Raw genomic sequence first — 22,764 nt, 5'->3', positions numbered from 1 at the left:
ACCCCTGGCGTACCCCACGCCACGCCCTACCGCACCAGAGCACAGACGCAGCCGGAACGAGGAGGCCATGCGAACTCCCCGCAAGACCAAGGACGCCGAGGCGGCCACGCCGCCACCGGCGGCCGTGCGCGGGCGGCGCGCACACGCCGGCCCGCCCGCCGACGAGCCGGGGGAGCGGACCCCCGAGACCCCGCCGACCACGGGGCACGCGGGCACCTCGACGCCGGGCGCCACCGGGGGCGCCGATGCGCCCGCAGGGCCCTCGGCACCGATCTCCGGACGGCCTTCCGGACGGTCCTCCGAACGGCTCGGGGCCCCCGCCGGGCCTCCGCCACCCGACGGGCACCGTGTCCGTCCCACGTTCCACGGGCTGCGCCCCCGCTCGGTCCGCGCCAAGATCGTCTCGCTCCTGATGGTCCCGGTCGTCTCGCTCTTCGCGCTCTGGGGCTTCGCCACCGTCACCACCGCGCAGGACGTCGCCGGCCTCCGTCGGCTCCAGCGCGTCGACGCCGAGATCCGCGAGCCCGTGACGGCCGCCCTCACCGCGCTCCAGGCCGAACGACGCGCCGCCGTACGTCAGGTCGCGGCGCCCGGCACCGCCCGGGCCGCCGAGCTCGAGGACCGGATCCGCCGGACGGACGAGGCCGTCGCCCGGCTCCGCCTGGACGGCTCGCACACCGTCGGCGACACCGGAGACCTGCCCGGCGACGTCGCCGTCCGGGTGAGCGCGTTCGTCGGCAAGGTCGAGGGCCTCGCCCGGCTCCGTACCGCCGCGGCCGACGGGCGCGCCGACTGGGACCAGACGTACGAGGAGTACACGGACACCATCTCCGCCGCCTTCGCGGTCGACGGCGCCCTCACCGGCATCCAGGACGCAGAGCAGGGGGCCGACGCGCGCGTACTCCTCGAATTCGGCCGGGCCGGCGAGATGCTGTCCCGCGAGGACGCCCTCCTCACCTCCGCCCACCTCACCGGCAGGCTCTCCGCCGACCGGCTCCGCGACTTCTCCGGGGCCGTCGAGACCCGGCGCACCCTCACCGACTCGGCCGCCGCCGACCTGCCCGCCGCCGCCCGCGCCGCCTGGGCCCGCCTCTCCGCCGGCGGCGACCACGCCCGCCTCACCCGGGCGGAGGACCGGGTCAGCGCCGCCGACCCCGGCCGCCCCGCCGCCCAGGCGGTCACCTCCACCGAGTGGGACGACGCCCTCGCGGCCGTACACGGCGGACTCGCCGCGATCGAGACCGACGCGCGCCACGCGGCCGCCGACCGCTCCGACCCCTTCGCCGGCGTCCTCACGGCGAGCGGTGCGGCGGTCGTCCTCGGTCTCGCCGCCGTCGCCGCCTCGCTCGTCATCTCCGTACGGATCGGCCGCGGCCTCGTCGTCGAGCTCATCAGCCTCCGCAACACCGCCCTCGGCATCGCGCGCCGGAAACTCCCCGCCGCCATGCGCCGGCTCCGCGCGGGCGAGGAGATCGACGTCCAGGCCGAAGCGCCGCCCGGGCCCGTCTCCCAGGACGAGATCGGCCAGGTCGGCGAGGCACTCACCACCGTCCACCGCGCGGCGCTCTCCGCCGCCGTCGAACGCGCCGAACTCGCCAGCGGCATCTCCGGGGTGTTCGTCAACCTCGCCCGCCGCAGCCAGGTCCTCGTCCACCGCCAGCTCAACCTCCTGGACAGCATGGAACGGCGCGCCGACGACCCCAACGAGCTCGGCGACCTCTTCCGGCTCGACCACCTCACCACCCGTATGCGGCGCCACGCGGAGAGCCTGATCATCCTCTCCGGAGCCGCCCCCGGGCGCGCCTGGCGCATGCCCGTCCCCCTCACCAACGTCGTCCGCGCCGCCGTCTCCGAGATCGAGGACTACACGCGCGTGGAGGTGCGCCGACTCCCCGAGACGGCCGTCGTCGGCGGAGCCGTCGCCGACCTCACCCACCTCCTGGCCGAACTCATCGAGAACGCCGCCCAGTTCTCCCCGCCCCACACCAAGGTCCGGGTCAGCGGCGAACCCGTCGGCAACGGCTACGCCCTGGAGATCGAGGACCGGGGGCTCGGCATGGGCAAGGAGACCCTCGCCGAGGCGAACGCCCGTATCACGCGGTCCGAAGCCCTCGACCTCTTCGACAGCGACCGGCTCGGCCTCTTCGTCGTCAGCCGTCTCTCCTCCCGCCACGACATCAAGGTCCATCTGAGAACGTCCCCCTACGGCGGTACGACCGCCGTCGTCCTGCTCCCGACCGCCCTGCTCCAGGGCGGGCTGCCACCCGGCCGCGGCACGCCGGCGGCCGACTCCGACACGCCCCACGACGGAACCCCGCGCGTGGGGAGCCCCCGTGCCCACACGTCGGGCGGACCGGGTGCCGACGCCGCACGGAGCGGGCTCCGACCCGAAGGAGCCCCGCGCAGCGACGACGAGCGCGCCGCGCGGGAGCGCGAGGAGGCGCACCGCGCCGAAGCCCGCCGCTTCGGCCGGCCCCAGATCGCGCAGCCCGCCCCGCCCGCCATCCCGACGAATCCCGCGCTCCCCGGGAACCGGGCCTTGCCCGCCGCGTCCGGACGCCGGGCCGTCCCGCAACCGCAGACGGGAACGCGCCCCGCGAGCCCGCCCCGGCAGACGGACGGAACGCGGCGCCCGGGCCCGCCGCAATCCCCTCCGGCCTCCCGCCCGCAGCCGCCGGCGCGCCCGGCCGCCGTGCCCGCGGTCGCCCCCTCCTCCGCACCTGCTCCCGCCTCCGCCTCCGCCTCCGCCTCCGCTCCCGCTCCCGTCTCCGCTCCCGTCTCTGCTCCCGCTCCCGCCTCTGCTCCCGCTCCCGTCTCTGCCGGAGTGACCGAACTCCGCCGCCGCGGCCCCTCCGTACCGAAGCCTCCGGCGGAGCAGCCGCCCGCCACACCGGCCGACCGGGCCGATACGGGGAGCGAACTGCCCCGACGCGTACGACAGGCGAGTCTCGTTCCGCAGCTGCGCGAGGCACCCGCCCCGACACCGGTGCCCGCACCGGTCGCACCCGGCACGGACGCGCGCACCCCGGAACAGGTCCGGGACCGCATGGCGGCGTACCGGGACGGCTGGCAGCGGGGCGGCGGCGCCGCCCCGGGGGCCAGGCGGCCCCTCGGCACGGGCTTCGGAACCGACACGGGCCCCGGCCACGGCACCGCACCTCTCGACCCTCGCTCCGAAGGAGACGACGCATGATCGACCACGAGCGGATCTCGCACCACCGGTCCGGCGAACTGGACTGGCTCCTCGACGACCTCGTCATGCGGGTCCGCGAGGTCCGCCACACCGTGGTGCTCTCGAACGACGGGCTCGCCGTGGGCGCCTCCAACGGGCTCAGCCGTGAGGACGCCGAGCACCTGGCCGCCATCGCCTCCGGCTTCCACAGCCTCGCCAAGGGCGCCGGACGGCAGTTCCACACCGGCGGAGTCCGCCAGACGATGGTCGAGATGGACGACGGCTTCCTCTTCGTCGCCGCGGCGGGCGACGGCTCCTGCCTCGCCGTCCTCAGCTCCGTGAGCGCCGACATCGGCCTCATCGCCTACGAGATGGCCCGGCTCGTGAAGCGCGTCGGCGAGCACCTGCACACCCCGCCGCGCCTCACGGTGACCCCGCCGGCCGCCGGCTGACCCGGAGAGACCCATGAACGACGACAGCACCGGCGACGGCCCGCCCGTACCGGGCAGTCAGTGGTACGACGCCGACGCGGGACCGCTCGTACGTCCGTACGCGATGACCGGCGGACGGACCAAGCCGGGCCCCAGCAACGTACGGTTCGACCTCATCGCCCTCGTCGTCGTGGACGACGAGCCGCCCGGACCGGCAGAGGAAGCACTCCTCGGCCCCGAGCACCGGTCCCTGCTGACCCTGTGCCGGGCCGAGACCCAGTCGGTGGCCGAACTCGCCGCCGACGCCGACCTGCCCGTCGGGGTCGTCCGGGTCCTCCTCGGCGACCTCCTCGAATCGGGCTTCGTGCGTGTCAGCCGACCCGTACCGCCCGCTCAGCTCCCTGACGAAAGAATCCTGAGGGAAGTAATCGATGGCCTACGAGCGCTCTGAGAGCACCGGCGCGGGCGACGACGCGGACACCTCCGCCCTCGCGCTGAAGATCCTGGTCGCCGGCGGATTCGGCGTCGGGAAGACCACCCTCGTCGGCGCGGTCAGCGAGATCCGGCCCCTGCGCACGGAGGAACGGCTCAGCAGGGCCGGGGAACTCGTCGACGACACCGGAGGCGTCGACCAGAAGACCACCACGACCGTCGCCATGGACTTCGGCCGCATCACGATCCGCTCCGGGCTCTCCCTCTACCTCTTCGGCACGCCCGGCCAGGACCGGTTCTGGTTCCTCTGGGACGAGCTGTCGCAGGGCGCGCTGGGGGCCGTCGTCCTCGCCGACACGCGGCGCCTGGAGGACTGCTTCCCGGCGGTCGACTACTTCGAACACCGGAAGATCCCCTTCGTGGTCGCGGTCAACTGCTTCACGGGCGCGCGTACGTACGGGGCGCACGACGTGTCCCGCGCCCTCGACCTGGACCGCGGCACGCCCGTCGTGCTGTGCGACGCGCGCGACCGCGACTCGGGGAAGGAAGTGCTGATCCGCCTGGTCGAGTACGCGGGACGGATGCACACCGCCCGGCTCCTGGACACGGTCGGCTGAGGTGGCGTCACCGCGTCCGCGGCACGCGCGGGCGTGGTGTGGTGCTTGCCCTGTCCACGACAGTGCGTAAGGCTTGCGGCGATACGCGGACCACGACGGGACGGACCACGCAGGCCTTGAGGACCACCAGGGTCCGGGCCGAGGGGGACGCAACCGCTAGGGGGAGGACCACTGATGGCGTTGGACAAGGAACTGGACTGGCTCCTGGACGACCTGACGCAGCGGGTCGGATACATACGGCACGCGCTGGTGCTGTCGAACGACGGCCTGGTGACGGGCGCGAGCAGCGGACTCGCCCGTGAGGACGCCGAGCACTTGGCGGCCGTCTCCTCCGGCCTGCACAGCCTCGCGCGGGGCTCGGGCCGGCACTTCAGGGCGGGCCGGGCACGGCAGACGATGGTGGAGTTCGACGACGCGTTGCTTTTCGTGACGGCGGCGGGCGAGGGCAGCTGCCTGTGCGTCCTGAGCGCGGCGGAGGCGGACGTCGGTCAGGTGGCGTACGAGATGACGCTGCTGGTCAACCGGGTCGGCGAACACCTCGGCGTGGCGGCGCGGCAGCCCGGCCTCCCGGGCGGCGGAGTGCTCTGACGCCGCTGCCCGGGAGAGTTGTCCACAGGCCGCTGTCCACAGGTGGTGCGCCTGTCGTCACTCTGCGTTACGTTCTTCTGCGTGGGCCCGAGAGGCCCGCTGTCTAAGGAGAACAAGGACGCAGGGGGAGGGCCGCGAAATGACGGTGGACGAAGGGGCGCGCACGGTGGCGCCGGGGCGGGCCGCGCAGGAACTGGAGCTGAGGCGCGACGAGTTCCGGCTGGCGGTCCAGCTCGGCCTGGTGAGGACGGTGCGGGTCGGCGAAGGGGAGCGGCGGCGGGTCGAGCGATGCGAGCTCGACCGCCTCAGGGCCGCCCCGGACTTCCCCGCCGGCCTGCGCGAGCGGGTGCGCGCGGTCGGTACGGGGGAGGCCGCCGCCCTCCTCGGAATCACCGCCGACCGGTTCACCCGGTTGGCCCGGACGGGGCACATCAGCCCCGTGCGGTTCTCACTGAACCGCTACCGGACGGTGGTGTGGCTGTATCTGGCGCAGGAGGTCGTCGAGTTCGGCCTCACCTGCCCGGCTCTCCTCACCGGGCGCCTGCCGCTGCACCTCCGCGAGCTTCTCGCCGCGCACGAGGACCGGCGGGCGAGGAACTGGCGGGCGCGGCGGCTCGCCCTGTTGCTCCGAGCCGCCGAAGACCCCTGGGCGCGGGCCGCCGCCATCGCCTCCCTGCTCGACCCGGTCCAGGTGGCCGAGGTCGTCGACGATCCGTACGAGCGCACGCACCTCGACCGGTTGCGCCCGCCCCCGCCGCCCGGGATGCCAATGCCGCCGGTCGCGCGTGAGATCGCCGAACGGCTGACGCTGGCCGACGACCCGGACGAGATCCTCTGGCACCGACTGAGCCTCGCCCTGGCACTGGACGAGGCACGTGCGGAGCGCCAGGCCCCGCATCCCGGCGAGACGCGTGGGCGCGGAGTCGGCGCGCCGGCATGGACGACGCCACCGGCTGGGCCGGTTCGGGCGGAGACGGTTCCGAGGGCGCCGGTCGGCGGGGAGGCGGTTCCGGAGGCGCCGGTCCACGGGGTGCCGGTGACGACGGCCTCGGGTCCTGCGGGTCCGGTGCCGACGGCCTCGGGCCCCGCGGCTCCAGTGCCGGCAGCGCCTGTTCCTGCGGTGCCTGTTCCGGCAGCGTCCGTTCCCGCGGTGCCTGTTCCGGCAGCGCCCGTTCCGACGGCGCTCGTTCCGGCAGCACCCGCCCCCGCGGGGCGGCCCGTGGCGGTCGAACGGCCGGTGGGTCGTCCGGTGCGTGCGAGGTTCCTGGAGCGTTTCCGACGGGGGAGGGCGGCGGGCGCGGCGCGGTCCCGGCGGCGGAGGCGTCCGGTGGCCTGGCCCTGACGGGGCGCTCCGGCATGCGCCCGGGGCACGCGGTGGAGAGGATGGGCCCATGCTGCTGGCGCGTGTCGCGGAAGTGTCCCGGGAGGTCACCGCCGCCTCCGCGCGTTCTCGCAAGATCGCGCTGCTGGCCGAGCTGTTCGCCGAGGCCGAGCCCCACGAGAGCCCGCTCGTCATCGCGTATCTGTCCGGGCGGCTGCCGCAGGGACGGATCGGGGTCGGATGGAGCATCCTCAAGGACGTCGTCCCGCCGGCCGTTCCGCCCGCCGAAGGTCCCGCCCTCACGCTCGGGCAGGTCGACACGGCGATGGCGGAGCTCGCCGCCGTGACGGGCTCCGGAGCCCGCGCCGAGCGGAGCCGGCTCGTCCACGGACTGTTCTCCGCCGCCACCCGCGACGAGCAGGAACTCCTGGTGCGGTTGCTGACGGGAGAGGTGCGGCAGGGGGCTCTCGACGCCATCGCCCTGGAAGGCGTCGCGCGGGCCGCCGGGGTGCCCGCCCTCGAACTGCGGCGCGCCGTGATGCTCGAAGGCTCGCTGTCGTCGGTCGCCCAGGCCGTGCTGGCCGAGGGGGCCTCCGCGCTGGACCGGTTCACCCTGCGGGTCGGCAGTCCCGTGCAGCCCATGCTCGCCCACACCGCGGCTTCCGTCGCCGGGGCGGTCGCCGACCTGGGGCCGTGCGCGGTGGAGGAGAAGCTCGACGGGATCCGCATCCAGGTGCATCGGCGCGGCGACGACGTCCGGGTGTACACCCGCTCGCTCGACGACGTCACCGACCGCCTCCCCGAGGTGGTCGCGACGGCCCGCGCGGTCGCCGCCGACGGGTTCATCCTGGACGGCGAGGTGATCGCGCTCGACTCCGGGAGCGGGAGGCCCGTGTCCTTCCAGACGATCTCCGCCCGGGTCGGCTCCCGGATCGACGTGGCCGGTGCGCGTGCCGTGCTTCCTCTCACGGCGGTCTTCTTCGACGTCCTCGCGATGGAGGGGGAGGAACTGATCGACCGGCCGGGCCTGGAGCGGCACACCGTCCTCGCCCGTCTGCTGCCGGAGTCGCAGCGGGTCCGCCGTACCGTCGTCACCGACCCGGCCGATCCCGCGCAGACCGAGGCCGCCGAGCGGTTCTACGCGGACACCCTGGCCCGGGGACACGAGGGCGTGCTCGTCAAGGCGCTGGAGGCGACTTATGTGGCCGGTCGCCGGGGGCGCACCTGGCTGAAGGTGAAACCCGTCCACACCGTCGACCTCGTCGTGCTCGCCGTGGAGCGGGGGCACGGCCGCAGAACCGGGCTGCTCTCCAACCTCCACCTCGGCGCGCGGACCGCCGACGGCGGCTTCGTCATGCTGGGGAAGACCTTCAAGGGGCTCACCGACGAGATGCTGCGCTGGCAGACCGAGCGGCTCCGGGAGCTCGCCGTGTCGGACGACGGATTCACCGTACGCGTACGGCCCGAGCTCGTCGTGGAGATCGCGTACGACGGGCTCCAGGTCTCGACCCGCTACCCGGCGGGCGTCACGCTCCGCTTCGCCCGGGTCGTACGGCACCGGCCCGACAAACGCGCCTCGGAGGCCGACACCGTCGAGCGCGTCGTCGAAGGCCGTTGACCGAGGGCGACGGCCCTCGCGGGGTGGCGGTCCGCGAGGGATGCTGGAGGCGTGGCACGACGAGTGCCCGGCACGAGGAGCGCGTGGCATCACGACAGGCCGGCGGGCCGCGAGGAGATGAGCGACGTGTACGACTTGCACATCGACACCGACGTCACCGTGCAGCTCAACGACTGCTGCAAGGAGGACGCCCAGGCCGTGTTCGACGTCCTCGACCGGGTCTATCAGATGGAGGACACGTCGACCCCGAACCCCCAGGCGGCCGCGGGACCGGCTCCCACCGTCTGGACCGCCACGTTCGACACGGCCGGCGGACGGCACGAGGAGGTGGGCCCCGTCCACCTGACCGCCCCGGTCGGAGTCACGCTCAACGGCGGCTACCGGGCCGTCGACGAGGTCGAGAAGGTGCTCGCCACCGGCTTCGACATCCAGTCCCTGCAGTCCGTCTCCGGTGACCAGGAGACCGAGGCCCGGCTGTTGCTCGCGTCCCGCTGAGCGGGACGCGTGAACGCTCCGGGCGGCGCGGACGGGCGCCGCCCGGGGTTCTCGTGCGCCCGTGAACGGTCGGCGGACCCCGCCGACAACCCCGGTATACACCGTGTGTAGAGTGCCTTCCGGCTGCGTGCACCGCCCTGACCAGCGGTGACGTCCGTACCGAAGACACCACGGGGAAAGCGGGTCCACCATGTTCCGATCCAAGCCTGGCCGCGGCAAAGCGGCGGGCACGGCACTGCTCGCCGCGGTGTCTCTGATGCTGACCCTGGGTGCCTGCGGAGTCGATCCGGTCACCCCGCAGGACGCCCGGCAAGAGGGCGGCACGGACGACAAGGCGGGTGGCACGGCCCGCCGCGTCGACTGCGCCGAGGTCAAGTGCATAGCCCTGACCTTCGACGCGGGACCGGGCAAGGACACCCCCCACCTCCTCGACGTCCTCAAGGAGAAGCAGGTGCCCGCCACCTTCTTCCTCCTCGGCAGCAAGCACGTCGACCGCTACCCCGACGTGGTCAAGCGCATCGCCGACGAGGGCCACGAGGTCGCCAACCACACCTGGTCGCACCGGATCCTGACCGACCTCGACGAGTCCGAGATCCGCGAGGAGCTCTCCCGCACCCAGGACGCCATAGAGAAGATCACCGGCCGGAAGCCCACCCTCATGCGCCCGCCGCAGGGCCGCACCGACGGCACGGTGTCCGACGTCAGCCGGGACCTCGGACTCGCCCAGGTCCTGTGGAGCATCACGGCCAAGGACTACTCCACCACCGACTCGGCGCTCATACGGCAGCGCGTGCTCGACAACGCGCACCGCGACGGGATCATCCTGCTCCACGACATCTACGACGGGACGGTGCCGGCCGTGCCCTCGATCATCGACGAGCTGAAGCGGCGAGGCTTCACGTTCGTGACGGTGCCCGAGCTCCTCGCGCCCGGCAAGGCCGAGCCCGGCACCGTCTACCGCCCCGAGAGGGACTGACGGACCCGGCGAAAAGGGGTGAGGTGGCTCACATCGCCCACCTGGGATGCCCCGGAACATTCGGGAAAGGTTTACCGTTCATATGTACGTGACTGCGAAGGGGCCTGGTCCCCAAGGTCCCCCCCGAGAGGTGACCGCCCTTCGCCCCGTCACGGCAATCGGCCCCGGTTGGAATCCCCCGTCCAACCGGGGCTTTGTCGTTCCCCCACGTCGGATCGCAGGGCGCCGCCGCCGGTCACCGGGACGCCGGAGAAGGCGGAGCTGGGAATCGGGATCGATCACCCGGCCGCACCGCACCGGGCCGCAAGAAACGGGGAAGGCGGGTCAGCCCTCGGCGCCGAGCCACAGGTCGGGGCCGAACACCTCGTAGTGGACGTCCGCCGCCGCGACGCCCCGGCCGAGGAGGTCGCCGCGCACCGAGCGCAGGAAGGGCAGCGGCCCGCACAGGTACGCGGTGGTGCCCGCCGGAAGGTCGAGGAGCGCGACGTCCGCCCGGCCCGGCCGGGCGCCGGACTCGCCCGGCTCCTCGTACCAGAGGTGCAGCGTCCCCTGCGGCAGCGCGTCCACCAGTCGCCGCAGTTCCTCGGCGTGCGCGTGGGAAGCAGGGGTGCGGTCGGCGTGCACCACGACGACCGGGCGGTCCGATCCGGTGGTGACCAGGTGGTCGAGCATCGCCAGCATCGGGGTGCTGCCGATTCCGGCGGAGGCGAGCAGCAGGGGGCTCTCGCCGTCGGGCAGGACCAGGTCGCCGAAGGGGGCCGAGACCTCGACGGTGTCGCCCACGCCGACGTGGGCGTGCAGCCAGGAGGAGACCTCGCCCGCCGGGTCGCCGTCGACCCGCTTCACCGTGATCCGCCACTGCGGGTGTCCGGGGGCGGCGGACAGGCTGTACTGGCGGATCTGCCGGGCGCCGTCGGGCAGGGCGACCTGGACGCTCACGTACTGGCCCGGCCGGAAGGCGGCCGTGGGGGTCCCGTCGGCGTGCCGCAGGGCGAAGGACGCCGTGTCGGCCGTCTCCTCCCGCCGCTCGGCGATCTCCATGGGCCGCCAGACCTGGCCCTCGGCGACACCGGCCTCCTGGTAGAGGCGGGCCTCCACGGCGATGAGCGCGTTCGCCATCAGCCAGTACACCTCGTCCCATGCCTGCGCGACCTCGGCGGTCACCGCGTCGCCGAGCACCTCCACGATCGCGGCGAAGAGATGTTCGTGCACGATCTTGTACTGCTCGGAGGTGACGCCGAGCGAGGCGTGCTTGTGCGCGATCCGGGACAGCATGGCGTCGGGGCGGCTGTCCGGGTTCTCCAGCAGGGCGACGGCGAAGGCGGCTATGGAGCCGGCGAGCGCCTTCCGCTGGTCGCCGTTGGCCTGGTTGCCCCGGTTGAACAGGTCGCGCAGCAGCTCGGGGTGGGCGGCGAAGAGGCGACCGTAGAAGCGCTCGGTGATCTCGTCGAGCGCGCCTCCGACGGCGGGCAGGGTGGCACGGACGACCGGAACGGCCTGCTCGGACAGCATGAGAACTCTCAATCTGGTAGATGATCTACGTATTAAAGGGCATGCGAATGATCCCGATGGGAGTGGACGCCGTCAGGGGGATCGCACGGGGCGCGGGCCGAGGGTCAGCAGCAGCGGACCGGTCGGCGACTCCACGAGCTCCGCCACGGTCAACGGATCCAGTACGCGGTAGAAGGCCTCCTGCGCCTCGCGCAGCGCTCCGCGCAGCCGGCACGCGGTGCGCAGCGGGCACGGCGGATCGCCCTCGCAGGCGACGACCTCCTCCTCGCCCTCCAGGGTCCGGGTCAGCCAGCCCACGGAAGAGCGCCGCCCCAGCTCCGTCAGGGCCAGGCCGCCGCCCCGGCCGCGCCGTGCCTCGACCACGCCGAGGTGCTGGAGCCGGGTGACCACCTTCGCCATGTGGGCGTAGGGCACGTCCATCGACTCCGCCACCTCGCGGGTGGTGACGGACTCCTCGGGTGTGGTGACCGCCAGGTGCATCACGGCACGGAGCGCCAGGTCGGTGAACTTCGTCAGCCTCACGCCCCGACCGTATCAAAGTGGTATTTCCGGTTCGCATTAAAGGGGTGGTTCTCGTCTCCGGCGCCGCCGGAGCCACCAGCCGCCTCCGGAGGCTCAGGACAGGACCTTGGCCTTGGCCTTCTCGAACTCCTCGGCCGTGATGGCGCCCTTCGCCTTGAGGTCGGCGAGCCGGGCCAGTTCATCGGTCGCGCTGCCTCCGCCCCCACCCTGTGTTCCGGCGGTCTTGCGGATGTACTCCTGGAACGCCGCTTCGCTCTCCTTCGCCTGCTTGATGTCCCGCTGCCCCATGCCTTTGCCGCGTGCGATGACGTACACCAGCACGCCGAGGTAGGGGAGCACGATGCAGAAGATCAGCCAGCCGGCCTTGGCCCAGCCGCCGAGCGAGTGGTCCCGGAAGATGTCGGTGACCACCTTGAACAGCAGGAAGAGCCACATGATCCAGAGGAAGAACCACAGCATCGTCCAGAAGAGGTCGAGGAGGGGGTAGTCGTCCATTCCTGCGCACTCCGTTCCCGCGCGGGCCGGTGGGAGGCCCGGCGATGCAGCGAGTCTCACCCGGACCCCGCATGTCCGCATGTCGTGGCCGCCCCGCGTGCGGGCCCCCGCCGCCGTGCTCGGATGGAGGCCGTGGACCGCCGGAGCCGATGCACCACACGCCCGCGCGGAGCTGCGCAGAGCGGGACAGGTACGGCTGATCGACTCGCTCGTCGTCGTCAAGTCCGTCACCGGAGAGGTCTCCACCTCCGAACTCGTCGAGTACGAGGAGTACGACGGGGCCACCGCCGAGATCGGCCCCGAGGCCAACCTGCTCGGCCCCGAGGACGCGGCCGAGGCCGCCAGACGCTCGAACCGGGTTCGTGCGCGCTGATGCTGTTCGTCGAGCACGTCTGGGCCGCGCGGGCGGCGGACGCGATTCGCGAGGCCGCCGGCGGGGCACCGTCGATCACCGACCAGCCGGCCCGGCTCGGCGAGCTCGCCCGGCAGGGCCAGCTCACATCGGAGGAGTTCGCCGCGGCCAAGGCGAAGCTGCTCGGCATCTGACCGAGGGCGAAGCCCTTCGGCACCCGAGGGTCCTGCCCGGGGCGGGAGCGCGGCGCGGGAGGGGGCCGACCTGGTCGGGCGCGGCGCGGGAGGGGCCCGGGCCGATCAGGCGCGGCGCGGGAGGGGCCCGAGGTGATCAGGCGCGGCGCGGGAGGGGCCCGAGGTGATCAGGCGCGGCGCGCGAGGGGCCCGAGGCGATCAGGCGCGGCGCGGGGAAAGGCCCCGGTCAGGCGCTGCGCAAAGCGGCCAGTGCGCGGTCCGCGTGCACGCTCATCCGCAGTTCGCTGCGGACGACCTCCCGGACCCGCCGGTCCTGGCCGATCACGAAGGTGACCCGCTTCGTCGGGGCCAGCGAGAACCCGCGCTTCACGCCGAACCGCTCCCGTATGGCACCGTCCGTGTCGGACAGCAGGGGGTAGCCGAGCGAGTGCCGCTCGGCGAACTCCTGCTGCCGCTCCACCGCGTCGGAGCTGATGCCGACGGGCAGGGCGCCGACGGTGCGGAACTCGGTCGCGAGGTCACGGAAGTGACAGGCCTCGGCGGTGCAGCCCGGCGTGAGGGCCGCCGGATAGAAGAAGAGGACGACAGGGCCTTCGGCGAGCAGGCCGGTCAGCGAGCGCGGAGCACCCGTCTCGTCCGGAAGCGTGAAGTCCTCGACGAGGTCACCGACGTTCATTTCAGGCCCACCCGATCCGTCGCTGTGTCGCCCCCGGTGCCTCCGGCGGCCGGGCGGTGACGTTACCGCAGAGTAGAGGCGGCGTCATCCCTCCGCGGGACCGCGTCGCGTGCGGCGGCGCGCCGGTCGAGCACGGCGAGGGCGCGCTCGCCCCAGCGCAGGTTCTCCTCCTCGAAGAACCGCCCGCGCATCAGCGTGAGGTACGGGCCCACCCGCTCCGCCTCACCCAGATAGGTGTCCTCGTCCCGGCCGTCGAGCATCCGCTCCCGCAGCCGGTCGTAACGGGCCAGCTTCGCCCGGGCCGTCTCCATCCGCCGGGCCACGAACTCGCGGACGGCCGCGGTGTCGCCCTCGTCGCAGGCCTGCACCTGCACCAGCAGTTCGTCGCGGACGGCGCTCGGGCGCGGCGGTGTCGTCGTGTAGGCGACCAGATCCTGTCTGCCGGACTCGGTGAGGCTGAACATCCGCTTGTTGGGGCGCCGTTCCTGCTCCACCACGCGGGCCGTGATCAGACCGGCCTCGGCGAGCCGCTCCAGCTCGCGGTAGAGCTGCTGCGGGGTGGCGGCCCAGAAGTTTGCGACGGACACGTCGAAGATCTTGGCCAGGTCGTATCCGGAGGCCTCGCCCTCCAGGAGAGCTGCGAGGACGGCGTGCTTGAGGGACATCCGGACACGCTAGCAGCACGTTGAATAGTTTCCTCCGCACCTAATCAACCGGCGGAGCACCCCGTGCCGGACGGGGGTTCTTCGCTGGCACGTCCGTCCGGCGCCTGCCTAGGGTGGAGAGGGGCAGGCCGCGGGGGAGCAGATCCGAGGGGCAGCACGATGGACAGCGACTCGTTCGTCTACACCACCTACATCCGGACCACCCCCGAGGAGCTCTGGCAGGCGCTCACCGACCCGGAGCTCACGCGCCGCTACTGGGGCGTCGCCTTCGAGTCGGAGTGGACCCCGGGCGCGCCGATGGTCTGGGACGAGAACGGCCGCAGGACCGAAGACCCCGAGCAGGTCGTCCTCGAGGCGGAGCCCGGCCGCCTCCTCTCGTACACCTGGCACACCTTCACCCCGGCCTGGGCGGAGGCGGTCCGTCTCGAAGACGAGGCGTACGAGCGCCTCGTCCGCGAGCGCCGCTCCCGGGTCACCTTCGTGATCGAGCCGTCCGGCGACATGGTCAAGCTCACGGTCACCCACGGGGACCTGGAGCCCGACGGCACCATCAAGGAGTTGATCGGCGAGGGCTGGCCCGCGCTGATCTCCAGCCTCAAGTCCCTTCTGGAGACCGGTGAGGAGCTTCCGGAACCGACCCGCTGACCCATTCGAGTCGTCTCGCCCCCGACTCCGCCGCCACGCCCGGCGCCTTGATCATCTTTTTCTCCTTTCATCCGCTTTGATGCTGGGGTCGGCGCCGTCCGCCGACGTCACCGCATGAAGGAGAGGGTGTTCGACGTGCCGTCACGCCGATACGCACGGGGGTGGGGTGCCCTCTCCCTCGCCGTCGGAGCCGTCCTCGTCAGCACGGCGGCCCAGTCACCGGACCGGGACTCCGAGAGCGAGCAGCGGGCCGCCACCTCCCGCGACGCGACCGCCGTCGTCGCGGTGGACGGCTGTGCCGCCGGCGGAGGACTGTGCTCCGACCCGCGCCACTCGGTCGTCCTCGGCGGCGACCGCGTCCTCACGGGCCGCCCGTTCACACTCGGTCCGAAGGCCACCGGGCCCGTGGAGCTCGCGCTCCGCACCCCCGGAGTGCTCGCCGACGTCAATATCACCGACCAGCGCGGCCGCCGGATCGCCGGAGCGCAGAGCGCGGACCACACCCGGTGGACCAGCGCCGCACCCCTGCCGGCCGGAGCCCGGTACGCCGCCCGGCTCGTCGTCGACGGGGCGGGGGCGGGCGGCGCGCGCCGCGCCCGCCTCGACTTCCGGACGGCCCCGATGCCCACCGGGGAGCGGCTGACCGTCACCTTCGGACCCGAGGACGGCGGCACGTACGGGGTGGGCCGGCCGGTCACCGCCGAGCTCAGCCGGCCCGTACCGGAGGACGACACAGACGCCCGCCGCGCCGTGGAACGCGCCCTCGACGTGCGGTCCGAACCCCACGTCGACGGCGCCTGGCACTGGGTCGATTCCACTACCCTCCACTACCGGCCCCGCACGTACTGGCCCGCCCACGCCACGGTCCGCGTCCACAGCGGCCTCGACGGGGCCCACATCGGCGGCGGCCTCTACGGCGGCCCCTCACGCCCCCTCACGTTCACCACGGGCGCCCGGATCGAGGCCGTCACCGACGTCTCCGCCCACCGGATGGCCGTCTTCCGCGACGGGGAACTCCTGCGCTCCCTCCCGGTCACCACCGGCAAGGCCGGCTACCGCACCCGAGGCGGCATCAAGGTCGTCCTCGGCAAGGAGCCCCTCGTCCGCATGCGCGGCGACTCCATCGGCATCAAGCGCGGCAGCACCGACTTCTACGACCTCAAGGTCCACTGGGCCACCCGGGTGACCTGGAGCGGCGAATACCTGCACGCCGCGCCCTGGTCGCTCGACTCCCAGGGCAACGAGGACGTCAGCCACGGCTGCACGGGCATGAGCACCGAGGACGCCGCCTGGCTCTTCCACACGGTGCGCGAGGGAGACCTCGTACGGGTCGTCAACGGGTACGGGAAGCCCATGACGCCCTTCGACAACGGCTTCGGCGACTGGAACCTCAGCTGGCCCGAGTGGCTCCGGGGCAGCTCCCTCGCCCCGTACGCCGCCGGTCCCGCTCCCAGGTCGCTCGCGGGTGCGCTGGGCCCGACACTCTGAACGGACCGGTCCGTCCCTCCCGACCGCCCCTCGGTGATACTGACGTCCTGCCCGTTCCCGCCGACCTCAGGGAGCTTCGATGCCGGACGTCACCAAGGTCGAGGTCGGGGACGCGACGCTCTTCGTGGAGACGCGTCGCCTCGGCCCGCAGCGGGACCTCGAAGAGCCCGGTCCGGGCCTGGACGGACCCGGTCCGGGCCTCGACGGACCCGGTCCGGGCCTCGAAGGGCTCGGCGGTCGTCTGCCCGACCTGTCGAGCGTCACCGAGGCGCTCTCCTCCTTCGCCGGACAGATCGGCGAGGCGCTCCATCAGGCGGCCCCCGACCGCGCGACCGTCGAGTTCGGCTGCCAGCTCGGCCTGGACGCGGGCGGGCTCACCGCGCTCGTCGTGCAGGGCGGTGCGAACGCGAGCCTGCGCGTGACCCTCGAATGGGTGAAGGCGCCCCGCTGACGGATCGGGGCCGGCGGGAGCCTTCTCACACCCGTCCGCCGCCCGGCGTGTCCGCGGAGAGCCGCTGTGCGGCGTAGATCGGGATCACCGAGAGCAGGACGAGCGCCGCCGCCACCACGTTCACCACCGGGGCCTGCTGAGGGCGGGTCATGTTGTTGAAGATCCACACCGGCAGGGTCTGCACCCCGGGCCCCGCCGTGAACGTCGTCACCACGATCTCGTCGAAGGACAGCGCGAAGGCGAGCAGCCCGCCCGCGAGCAGCGCCGAGCGCAGCAGCGGGAAGGTGACGTCCCGGAAGACGCGGAACGTGTGCGCCCCCAGGTCCATCGCCGCCTCCTCGTACGAGCCGGGGAGCCGTCGCAGCCGCGCCACCACGTTGTTGAAGACGACCACGATGCAGAAGGTGGCGTGGCCCACGACCACCGTGAACATCCCGAGGCCGACGCCGAGGGGTTCCAGGACCGTGCCGAAGGCCGAGTTGAGCGCGATGCCCGTGACGATGCCGGGCAGCGCGATCGGCAGCACCACCGCGAAGGAGACGGCCTCCCGTCCGAAGAAGGTGTACCGCTGCACCGCGAAGGCGATGAGCGTGCCGAGCACCAGGGCCACCGCCGTCGCCGCGAGCCCCGCCCGGACCGAGGTCCACAGCGCCTCGCGGGCGCCCTCGTTGTCCCAGGCCGCCGCCCACCAGTCGAGCGTGAGCCCGGGCGGCGGCCAGCCCGCCGAGCGGTCCGGGTTGAGCGAGCCGAGCAGGACGAGCAGCAGCGGCAGGTAGATCGCCGCGAAGCCGAGGCCGGCCGCGGTGCGCAGCGCGATCCGCGCGGGACGGGAGAGGTTCATCGGTCGCGGTCCTTCCGGCCGTTCACAGGCTGCGCAGCGCACCGGAGCGCCGCACCGCGAGGAGGTACACCACGATGACGGCGACCGGCACGGTGCCGAGCGCGGCCGCCAGCGGCAGGTTCAGGGTGACGTTGGAGTAGACGAGGTTGCCGATCAGCTGGGTCTTGCCGCCGACGATCTGCACGGTGATGTAGTCGCCGAGGCTCAGGGAGAAGGTGAAGACGGACCCCGCGGCCACCGCCGGCCACACCAGCGGCAGCACCACCGAGACGAAGGTCCGCCAGGTCCTCGCCCCGAGGTCCGCCGAGGCGTTCAGGAGGTTGTCGGGGAGCTGGGCGAGCGCGGTGTGGATCGGCAGCGCCATGTACGGCAGCCAGAGGTACGTCAGGACGAGCACCGTCGCCGTGAGCCCGTACCCCGGCCCGCTGAGGCCGAGCGGCCGCAGTGCCCAGTCGAGCGGCCCCCCTTCGGAGAGGATGAGCCGCCACGCGTACACCTTCACGAGGTAGCCGGCCCACAGCGGCATGAGCAGCGCGACCACGAACAGCGGGCGGCGGCGCGGGTGCGCGACGCGCGCCGTGTAGAAGGCGAGGGGGAAGGCGATGACGGCGCAGAGCGCGGTCACGGCCAGGGCGACGCCGATGGTGCGCAGGGCGACCGTGCGGTAGACGGGAGAGGTGACGAGCTCCTCGAAGTTCTGCGAGGTCCAGACGCGGACGACCTCGGAGGTGAAGCTGTCGGTCGTCCAGAAGGCGGAGAGGAACAGGGCCGCGAGGGAGCCGAGGTAGGCGAGGACCAGCCAGAGCAGCGGGGCGGTGAGCAGGGCGGCGAGGCGCAGCCGGGGCCGCCGGTGCAGGGCTCCGGCGAGCCGCCGGACGGCACCGCTGCCGGGGCCGGCGGCTCGCTTCGCGGACTCGGGGGAGAGCCCGGGGGTGAGTGCGGTCATGGCGCCGGGATCAGCCCTTGATCTCGGTCCAGGCCTGGACCCACTGGGCGTACGGCACGCAGCGGACGTCCGTCCGGCCGTCCAGGCACTGCTCGATGGGCGTGGTCCAGAAGTGGACCTGCTTCCAGTACGCCTCGTCGGTGGCGTGGAAGACGGCGCAGTGGTTCTTGTCGGCGGTCTCGGCGCACGACTTCGCGTTGGCCGGGGCCTCGCCGAAGTACTCGGCGACCTGCGCGTTGGTCTTCGGCGAGACGATCCAGTCGAGCCACTTGTAGGCGCAGGTGGGGTGCTTGGCCTTGGCGGAGACCATCCAGGTGTCGGACCAGCCGGTGGAGCCCTCCTTCGGCAGGACCGCGTCGATCTTCGCGCCCTCGGACTCGGCGAGGTTGGCGATCACCTGCCAGCTGGTGCCGACGACCGAGTCGCCGCTCTTGAAGGCGGAGATCTCCTTGAGGTAGTCGCTCCAGTACTCGCCGATGTGCGCGTTCTGCTCCTTGAGCAGGGCCACGGCGGCGTCGAACTGCTTCTTGTCGAGGGCGTAGGGGTTCTTGATGCCGAGCTCGGGCCTGGTCGCCTTGAGGTAGAGGGCGGCGTCCGCGAGGTAGATGGGGGAGTCGTAGGCGGTGACCTTGCCGCTGTGCGCCGAGGCCTTGTCGAAGACGGCGGACCAGGAGTCGGGGGCCGGCTTGACCTTCTCCGTGTCGTACATGAGGAGGTTGGCGCCGCGGCCGTGCGGGATGCCGTAGGCGACGCCCTTGACGGAGTTCCACTCCTTGTTCTTCAGCCCGGCGAAGACGTCGGCGTAGTTCGGCACGAGCGCGGTGTTCACGGGTGCGGCGTCGCCGGAGGCGATCAGGCGGAGGGAGGCGTCGCCGGAGGCGGAGACGGCGTCGTACGCGCCGGTTTTCATCAGCGAGACCATCTCGTCGGAGGTCGCGGCGGTCTTGGCGTTGACCTGGCAGCCGGTCTGCTTCTCGAAGGCGCTGACCCAGTCGACCTTCGGGTCGTTCGAGCCGTCCTCGACGTATCCGGCCCAGGCGATCAGATTGACCTCGCCCTCGGCCTTGCCGAGCGCCGTCGGTGCCTTCAGGTCGGGCGGGTTGAGGCCGCCGGACTTCCCGGACCCCGCCGGGTCGGCCGATCCGCAGGCGGTGACGAGGAGCAGCCCGGAGAGGGCGGCTGCGGTCAGGAGGGAGCGGTGCGGGCGCACGTGGTTCTCCGTTGCGTGAGGGGACGGGGGTTTCGACGGTGCTTTACGCGTTGTCCGGGACGCGCACGGCGTGGTCCGGGTGCCACTGGAGGCCGATCCGGGCGCCCCGGAAGGCGGCGAGGTCGGCGGAGGAGGTCTCCAGGTTCTGCTGGAGTGCGGTGAGCCGGCCGCCGCCGTCGAGGTCGACCAGGAAGCGGGTGGAGTCGCCGAGGTAGACGACCTCCGCGACGGTGCCGGCGGCGGTGGCGTGCCCGGGGTCGCCGGGCGCCTTGTGGTCGGGGAGGATCCGGATCTTCTCCGGGCGGATGCTGTACGTGCCCGCCGTCCCGACCACCTGCCGGGCGTTCTCCCCTGTGAGCAGGTTGGAGGTGCCGACGAAACCGGCCACGAAGGGGGTCGCGGGGCGCTCGTAGATCTCGGCGGGGGCGGCGACCTGCTCGATCCGGCCCTGGTGGAAGACGGCGATCCGGTCGCTCATCGTCAGGGCCTCCTCCTGGTCGTGGGTGACGAAGACGAAGGTGATGCCGACCTCCCGCTGGATCTCCTTGAGTTCGACCTGCATCCGCTCGCGGAGCTTGAGGTCGAGCGCGCCGAGGGGTTCGTCGAGGAGCAGGACGCGGGGGCGGCCGACGAGCGCGCGGGCCAGGGCGACCCGCTGGCGCTGGCCGCCGGAGAGCTCGGCGGGCCGGCGCCTGCCGAGACCGTCGAGGCCGACCTGTGCGAGGGCGGCCCGGGCGCGCACCAGGCGCTCGGCGCGGGGCACGCCGCGGACCTTGAGGCCGTAGGCGACGTTCTGTTCGACCGTCATGTGCGGGAAGAGCGCGTAGTCCTGGAAGACGGTGTGCACGTCCCGCTCGAAGGGGGCCAGCCGGGTGACGTCGCGGCCGGCCAGTTCGACGGTCCCGGCGGTCGGTGCCTCGAAGCCGGCGATCATCCGCAGCACGGTCGTCTTTCCGGAGCCGGAGGGGCCGAGCATCGAGAAGAACTCGCCGTCCGCGATCTCCAGGTCCACCCCGGCCACGGCCTCGGTCCGGCCGTAGGCCTTGCGCAGTCCCGTCAGCCGGATCGCCATTCCCTCCATGGGCGGGAACCTTTCTGGTGCGGTGGAGCGTTGCTCGGACGTGGGCGTAAACATATGAAGTCATAGTTCAAATCTCAAGACCCCTTTAAGGTAAAGCCTGAGTCAACGCTCGACGCGCGAGGTGGTTAACCGTGAGACCGAACGGCAGGCCGGACGAGGCAGACGGCGCGGCCGGAACCGGCGCGGCCCGCAGGGCCGTCTTCACCCCCGTCGACACCCGGGCCCGGGTCGACACCGTCGTCCGCCGCATCGGCGACGCCATCGAGCTCGGACTCCTCGCCGACGGGGAGCAGCTGCCCGGCGAGACCGAACTCGCCGGACAGCTCGGCGTCTCCACCGTCACCCTGCGCGAAGCCCTCATGGCTCTGCGGCAGCAGGGTCTCGTCACCACCCGCAGGGGCCGCGGCGGCGGCAGCTTCGTCACCCTGCCCGACAACCCGCCGCAGGAGCGGCTGCGCGCCCGCCTCGCCGACTGGTCCACCGAGGAACTCCGCGACCTCGGCGACCACTGGGCCGCCGTCTCCGGCGCCGCCGCCCTGCTCGCCGCCCGCCGCACCCAGCCCGGAGACCTGCGCCCCCTCACCCGTACGGTCGAGGAACTCGCCGCCGCCGGCGACCCGGCGACCCGCAGCAGGCTCTACGGCCGCTTCCACGTCGAACTCGCCGCCGCCGCCCAGTCCGCCCGCCTCACCCGCGAGGAGATCGCCCTCCAGACGGACCTCGGCGCACTCCTCTGCCTCGTCCTCGACGACCCCGCCCATCTCGGCAATGTGTCGGATCGTCACCGCGCCGTGATCTCCGCCGTGCAGGATGAGGCCGACGAGCGGGCCAGAACGCTCGCCGAGACATGCGTACGGGAGTCAGTGGGGCGGCTGATCGCGCTGCGCCTCGGCACCCCCGGCCGCGCAACCGAGCCCGAGGAGGACACGCATGGGCAGGAGCACCGGGCTCGCGGGCCCCGCGGGGGCCGTCGCTGACACGGACCCGGTCGACGTGGTCGTCGGCCGCGTCCGGGACACCCTCGAAGAGGTCTTCGCCGCCGTCGCCGAGACCGGCGCCGAGACGAGCGCCCTGCTCGCCGAGACGACCGGAGCGGGCCGCGCGCCCGTCGCCGCCGACCTGACCGGACTGCGCCCCGGACTGCACGCCCGGCTCGCGGCCCACCCGCTGGTCTCGGGTGTCGGCTTCGTCGCCGCCCCCGGCCTCCTCGCCGACGTACCCGGCTGGCTGGAGTGGTGGCAGCGCGGCCCCGGCGGAGCCGTCCGGCCGCTCCTCCTCGACCTCGACCCGGAGCACTCCGCCTACTCCGACTACACCCACTGGGACTGGTACACCCTGCCCCGCGAGACCGGGCGCCGGGCCGTCGCCGGGCCCTACGTGGACTACCTGTGCTCCGAGGAGTACAGCCTCACGCTCTCCGCGCCGGTCGCCCTCGGCGGCCGGTTCGTGGGCGTGGCCGCCGCCGACGTCTACCTGCGGCACTTCGAAGCGGCCGTCCTCCCCGTGCTCCAGCGGCTGCCCGGACCGGCCCGGCTCGTCAACGCGCGCGGCCGGGTCGCCGCCTCCACCGACCCGGCCCATCTCGCCGGATCCCTCACCAAGGGCCCCGACTTCGCCGCAGCCCTCGCAGGCCCGCCGACCGAACACCGCGCCGCCGGCCTGCGCCTGCTGCCCTGCGGGGGAACGCCGCTCGTCCTGGTGACGGCGGACGGCTGAGCCGTCGAGGCCTCGGCGCCCCTTCCGACGCGGGTGGACCTGACAGAAGTCACGGGCTGCCGAAACCGTTCGTCACGAAGGCTCCGTCTGCCGGTGCGGGGCCGCTCGGCCTCCTCACGCCCCGAACCGGCAAGGAACGCACCTGTGTTCACCGCGATCTTCCAACAGCACTACGGCTATCTGGCCGGCTGCGCACTCGTCGCCCTCGCCCTCGCGGCGGCGGCGTGGTGGACGGCCCACCGGCTGGGCAACCCCCGTGGCAGATGGTGGGCGGGACTCGCCGCCACCCTCACCGCCATGATCGGCGTCACCTTCATGGG

The 22,764-nt window shown here is 73.0% G+C and carries 25 protein-coding genes; 16 read left to right on the top strand and 9 right to left on the bottom strand.

The window, feature by feature from the left end; all coding sequences use genetic code 11:
* Positions 1 to 67 precede the first annotated feature (67 nt).
* The 9 genes from ABZ318_RS11290 to ABZ318_RS11250 all read left to right on the top strand — a co-directional run bounded on the left by ABZ318_RS11290 (position 68) and on the right by ABZ318_RS11250 (position 9,650).
* Entirely contained in the window at positions 68 to 3,193 is a 3,126-nt protein-coding gene (locus ABZ318_RS11290) for a nitrate- and nitrite sensing domain-containing protein (RefSeq protein ID WP_356902223.1), read from the top strand.
* Positions 3,190 to 3,624: a roadblock/LC7 domain-containing protein gene (locus ABZ318_RS11285; protein ID WP_030690181.1), complete on the top strand. Its 435-nt coding sequence runs from the start codon at positions 3,190 to 3,192 to the stop codon at positions 3,622 to 3,624. Before ABZ318_RS11290 ends, ABZ318_RS11285 begins: the two co-directional genes overlap by 4 nt.
* 13 nt (positions 3,625 to 3,637) lie before the next feature.
* On the top strand, positions 3,638 to 4,054 hold the full coding sequence (locus ABZ318_RS11280; protein WP_123458101.1) for a DUF742 domain-containing protein: 417 nt from the start codon (positions 3,638 to 3,640) through the stop codon (positions 4,052 to 4,054).
* Positions 4,035 to 4,652: an ATP/GTP-binding protein gene (locus ABZ318_RS11275; protein ID WP_030690179.1), complete on the top strand. Its 618-nt coding sequence runs from the start codon at positions 4,035 to 4,037 to the stop codon at positions 4,650 to 4,652. The genes ABZ318_RS11280 and ABZ318_RS11275 overlap by 20 nt, the downstream gene beginning before the upstream one ends.
* 174 nt (positions 4,653 to 4,826) lie before the next feature.
* A complete protein-coding gene (locus tag ABZ318_RS11270) occupies positions 4,827 to 5,240 on the top strand; it encodes a roadblock/LC7 domain-containing protein (protein WP_356902222.1) in 414 nt (137 codons plus the stop codon).
* 139 nt (positions 5,241 to 5,379) lie between these two features.
* Positions 5,380 to 6,582: a DUF6397 family protein gene (locus ABZ318_RS11265; RefSeq protein ID WP_356902221.1), complete on the top strand. Its 1,203-nt coding sequence runs from the start codon at positions 5,380 to 5,382 to the stop codon at positions 6,580 to 6,582.
* 49 nt (positions 6,583 to 6,631) lie between these two features.
* Positions 6,632 to 8,179 (top strand): ATP-dependent DNA ligase, encoded by a 1,548-nt coding sequence (locus ABZ318_RS11260; protein WP_356902220.1) that lies wholly within the window; start codon positions 6,632 to 6,634, stop codon positions 8,177 to 8,179.
* 117 nt (positions 8,180 to 8,296) lie between these two features.
* Positions 8,297 to 8,674 (top strand): hypothetical protein, encoded by a 378-nt coding sequence (locus tag ABZ318_RS11255; RefSeq protein ID WP_356902219.1) that lies wholly within the window; start codon positions 8,297 to 8,299, stop codon positions 8,672 to 8,674.
* 190 nt (positions 8,675 to 8,864) lie between these two features.
* Complete coding sequence (locus ABZ318_RS11250) at positions 8,865 to 9,650, top strand: polysaccharide deacetylase family protein (protein ID WP_356902218.1); 786 nt, start codon at positions 8,865 to 8,867, stop codon at positions 9,648 to 9,650.
* Between the two features lie 324 nt (positions 9,651 to 9,974).
* Here ABZ318_RS11250 and ABZ318_RS11245 read toward each other — a convergent pair whose 3' ends face one another.
* The 3 genes from ABZ318_RS11245 to ABZ318_RS11235 all read right to left on the bottom strand — a co-directional run bounded on the left by ABZ318_RS11245 (position 9,975) and on the right by ABZ318_RS11235 (position 12,179).
* Positions 9,975 to 11,162 (bottom strand): globin domain-containing protein, encoded by a 1,188-nt coding sequence (locus ABZ318_RS11245; RefSeq protein WP_356902217.1) that lies wholly within the window; start codon positions 11,160 to 11,162, stop codon positions 9,975 to 9,977.
* Between the two features lie 72 nt (positions 11,163 to 11,234).
* Entirely contained in the window at positions 11,235 to 11,684 is a 450-nt protein-coding gene (locus tag ABZ318_RS11240; RefSeq protein ID WP_356902216.1) for an Rrf2 family transcriptional regulator, read from the bottom strand.
* A 93-nt stretch (positions 11,685 to 11,777) separates the two neighbouring features.
* Positions 11,778 to 12,179: an SHOCT domain-containing protein gene (locus tag ABZ318_RS11235; protein ID WP_356902215.1), complete on the bottom strand. Its 402-nt coding sequence runs from the start codon at positions 12,177 to 12,179 to the stop codon at positions 11,778 to 11,780.
* Between the two features lie 79 nt (positions 12,180 to 12,258).
* Here ABZ318_RS11235 and ABZ318_RS11230 point away from each other — a divergent pair, with 79 nt between their 5' ends.
* The gene (locus ABZ318_RS11230) at positions 12,259 to 12,552 is read left to right on the top strand and encodes a hypothetical protein (RefSeq protein ID WP_356902214.1); all 294 of its coding nucleotides are present in this window, start codon (positions 12,259 to 12,261) and stop codon (positions 12,550 to 12,552) included.
* A complete protein-coding gene (locus ABZ318_RS11225; RefSeq protein ID WP_356902213.1) occupies positions 12,552 to 12,725 on the top strand; it encodes a hypothetical protein in 174 nt (57 codons plus the stop codon). Before ABZ318_RS11230 ends, ABZ318_RS11225 begins: the two co-directional genes overlap by 1 nt.
* 226 nt (positions 12,726 to 12,951) lie before the next feature.
* On the opposite strand, the gene ABZ318_RS11220 is transcribed toward ABZ318_RS11225, so the two are convergent.
* Together ABZ318_RS11220 and ABZ318_RS11215 are read right to left on the bottom strand one after the other, a co-directional pair.
* Positions 12,952 to 13,401 carry a peroxiredoxin gene (locus ABZ318_RS11220; protein WP_356902212.1) on the bottom strand — a complete coding sequence of 150 codons (450 nt, stop codon included), beginning with the start codon at positions 13,399 to 13,401 and terminating at the stop codon, positions 12,952 to 12,954.
* Between the two features lie 62 nt (positions 13,402 to 13,463).
* Positions 13,464 to 14,066, bottom strand: a complete 603-nt coding sequence (locus ABZ318_RS11215; protein WP_356902211.1) for a PadR family transcriptional regulator — start codon at positions 14,064 to 14,066, stop codon at positions 13,464 to 13,466.
* 159 nt (positions 14,067 to 14,225) lie between these two features.
* Between ABZ318_RS11215 and ABZ318_RS11210 the strand changes: the two genes are divergently transcribed.
* The 3 genes from ABZ318_RS11210 to ABZ318_RS11200 all read left to right on the top strand — a co-directional run bounded on the left by ABZ318_RS11210 (position 14,226) and on the right by ABZ318_RS11200 (position 16,650).
* Positions 14,226 to 14,711, top strand: coding sequence for an SRPBCC family protein (locus ABZ318_RS11210; protein WP_356902210.1), 486 nt, complete (start codon positions 14,226 to 14,228; stop codon positions 14,709 to 14,711).
* Positions 14,712 to 14,846: 135 nt separating this feature from the next.
* Positions 14,847 to 16,199 (top strand): Ig-like domain-containing protein, encoded by a 1,353-nt coding sequence (locus tag ABZ318_RS11205; RefSeq protein ID WP_356902209.1) that lies wholly within the window; start codon positions 14,847 to 14,849, stop codon positions 16,197 to 16,199.
* A 79-nt stretch (positions 16,200 to 16,278) separates the two neighbouring features.
* Entirely contained in the window at positions 16,279 to 16,650 is a 372-nt protein-coding gene (locus ABZ318_RS11200) for a CU044_2847 family protein (protein WP_356902208.1), read from the top strand.
* A 25-nt stretch (positions 16,651 to 16,675) separates the two neighbouring features.
* Here the strand turns inward: ABZ318_RS11200 and ABZ318_RS11195 are convergent, their stop codons facing one another.
* Genes ABZ318_RS11195 through ABZ318_RS11180 form a run of 4 tightly spaced genes read right to left on the bottom strand, consistent with a single transcriptional unit; the run spans position 16,676 to position 20,728 of the window.
* Positions 16,676 to 17,491, bottom strand: coding sequence for an ABC transporter permease (locus tag ABZ318_RS11195; protein WP_356902207.1), 816 nt, complete (start codon positions 17,489 to 17,491; stop codon positions 16,676 to 16,678).
* A gap of 22 nt (positions 17,492 to 17,513) precedes the next feature.
* Entirely contained in the window at positions 17,514 to 18,437 is a 924-nt protein-coding gene (locus tag ABZ318_RS11190) for an ABC transporter permease (protein ID WP_356902206.1), read from the bottom strand.
* Between the two features lie 10 nt (positions 18,438 to 18,447).
* Complete coding sequence (locus ABZ318_RS11185; protein WP_356902205.1) at positions 18,448 to 19,647, bottom strand: ABC transporter substrate-binding protein; 1,200 nt, start codon at positions 19,645 to 19,647, stop codon at positions 18,448 to 18,450.
* 43 nt (positions 19,648 to 19,690) lie between these two features.
* Entirely contained in the window at positions 19,691 to 20,728 is a 1,038-nt protein-coding gene (locus ABZ318_RS11180) for an ABC transporter ATP-binding protein (protein ID WP_356902204.1), read from the bottom strand.
* Between the two features lie 131 nt (positions 20,729 to 20,859).
* Here ABZ318_RS11180 and ABZ318_RS11175 point away from each other — a divergent pair, with 131 nt between their 5' ends.
* The gene (locus tag ABZ318_RS11175) at positions 20,860 to 21,705 is read left to right on the top strand and encodes a GntR family transcriptional regulator (RefSeq protein WP_356902203.1); all 846 of its coding nucleotides are present in this window, start codon (positions 20,860 to 20,862) and stop codon (positions 21,703 to 21,705) included.
* Complete coding sequence (locus ABZ318_RS11170; protein ID WP_356902202.1) at positions 21,659 to 22,444, top strand: cache domain-containing protein; 786 nt, start codon at positions 21,659 to 21,661, stop codon at positions 22,442 to 22,444. Before ABZ318_RS11175 ends, ABZ318_RS11170 begins: the two co-directional genes overlap by 47 nt.
* Positions 22,445 to 22,764 lie beyond the last annotated feature (320 nt).

Source organism: Streptomyces sp. NPDC006197 (assembly GCF_040613865.1).
Taxonomy (GTDB): domain Bacteria; phylum Actinomycetota; class Actinomycetes; order Streptomycetales; family Streptomycetaceae; genus Streptomyces.
The sequence above is the reverse complement of the archived record's forward strand: the minus strand, read 5'-3'. Positions and strand labels throughout refer to the sequence as shown.

What these genes read in the sequence shown, in the direction of transcription:
- ABZ318_RS11280 (WP_123458101.1), top strand. Translation starts at nt 3,638, where the DNA reads ATGAACGACGACAGCACCGGCGACGGCCCGCCCGTACCGGGCAGTCAG.
- ABZ318_RS11265 (WP_356902221.1), top strand. Translation starts at nt 5,380, where the DNA reads ATGACGGTGGACGAAGGGGCGCGCACGGTGGCGCCGGGGCGGGCCGCG.
- ABZ318_RS11200 (WP_356902208.1), top strand. Translation starts at nt 16,279, where the DNA reads ATGCCGGACGTCACCAAGGTCGAGGTCGGGGACGCGACGCTCTTCGTG.
- ABZ318_RS11255 (WP_356902219.1), top strand. Translation starts at nt 8,297, where the DNA reads ATGAGCGACGTGTACGACTTGCACATCGACACCGACGTCACCGTGCAG.
- ABZ318_RS11210 (WP_356902210.1), top strand. Translation starts at nt 14,226, where the DNA reads ATGGACAGCGACTCGTTCGTCTACACCACCTACATCCGGACCACCCCC.
- ABZ318_RS11275 (WP_030690179.1), top strand. Translation starts at nt 4,035, where the DNA reads ATGGCCTACGAGCGCTCTGAGAGCACCGGCGCGGGCGACGACGCGGAC.
- ABZ318_RS11260 (WP_356902220.1), top strand. Translation starts at nt 6,632, where the DNA reads ATGCTGCTGGCGCGTGTCGCGGAAGTGTCCCGGGAGGTCACCGCCGCC.
- ABZ318_RS11215 (WP_356902211.1), bottom strand. Translation starts at nt 14,066, where the DNA reads ATGTCCCTCAAGCACGCCGTCCTCGCAGCTCTCCTGGAGGGCGAGGCC.
- ABZ318_RS11220 (WP_356902212.1), bottom strand. Translation starts at nt 13,401, where the DNA reads ATGAACGTCGGTGACCTCGTCGAGGACTTCACGCTTCCGGACGAGACG.
- ABZ318_RS11245 (WP_356902217.1), bottom strand. Translation starts at nt 11,162, where the DNA reads ATGCTGTCCGAGCAGGCCGTTCCGGTCGTCCGTGCCACCCTGCCCGCC.
- ABZ318_RS11170 (WP_356902202.1), top strand. Translation starts at nt 21,659, where the DNA reads ATGGGCAGGAGCACCGGGCTCGCGGGCCCCGCGGGGGCCGTCGCTGAC.
- ABZ318_RS11235 (WP_356902215.1), bottom strand. Translation starts at nt 12,179, where the DNA reads ATGGACGACTACCCCCTCCTCGACCTCTTCTGGACGATGCTGTGGTTC.
- ABZ318_RS11225 (WP_356902213.1), top strand. Translation starts at nt 12,552, where the DNA reads ATGCTGTTCGTCGAGCACGTCTGGGCCGCGCGGGCGGCGGACGCGATT.
- ABZ318_RS11195 (WP_356902207.1), bottom strand. Translation starts at nt 17,491, where the DNA reads ATGAACCTCTCCCGTCCCGCGCGGATCGCGCTGCGCACCGCGGCCGGC.
- ABZ318_RS11270 (WP_356902222.1), top strand. Translation starts at nt 4,827, where the DNA reads ATGGCGTTGGACAAGGAACTGGACTGGCTCCTGGACGACCTGACGCAG.
- ABZ318_RS11250 (WP_356902218.1), top strand. Translation starts at nt 8,865, where the DNA reads ATGTTCCGATCCAAGCCTGGCCGCGGCAAAGCGGCGGGCACGGCACTG.
- ABZ318_RS11190 (WP_356902206.1), bottom strand. Translation starts at nt 18,437, where the DNA reads ATGACCGCACTCACCCCCGGGCTCTCCCCCGAGTCCGCGAAGCGAGCC.
- ABZ318_RS11290 (WP_356902223.1), top strand. Translation starts at nt 68, where the DNA reads ATGCGAACTCCCCGCAAGACCAAGGACGCCGAGGCGGCCACGCCGCCA.
- ABZ318_RS11230 (WP_356902214.1), top strand. Translation starts at nt 12,259, where the DNA reads ATGTCGTGGCCGCCCCGCGTGCGGGCCCCCGCCGCCGTGCTCGGATGG.
- ABZ318_RS11285 (WP_030690181.1), top strand. Translation starts at nt 3,190, where the DNA reads ATGATCGACCACGAGCGGATCTCGCACCACCGGTCCGGCGAACTGGAC.
- ABZ318_RS11180 (WP_356902204.1), bottom strand. Translation starts at nt 20,728, where the DNA reads ATGGAGGGAATGGCGATCCGGCTGACGGGACTGCGCAAGGCCTACGGC.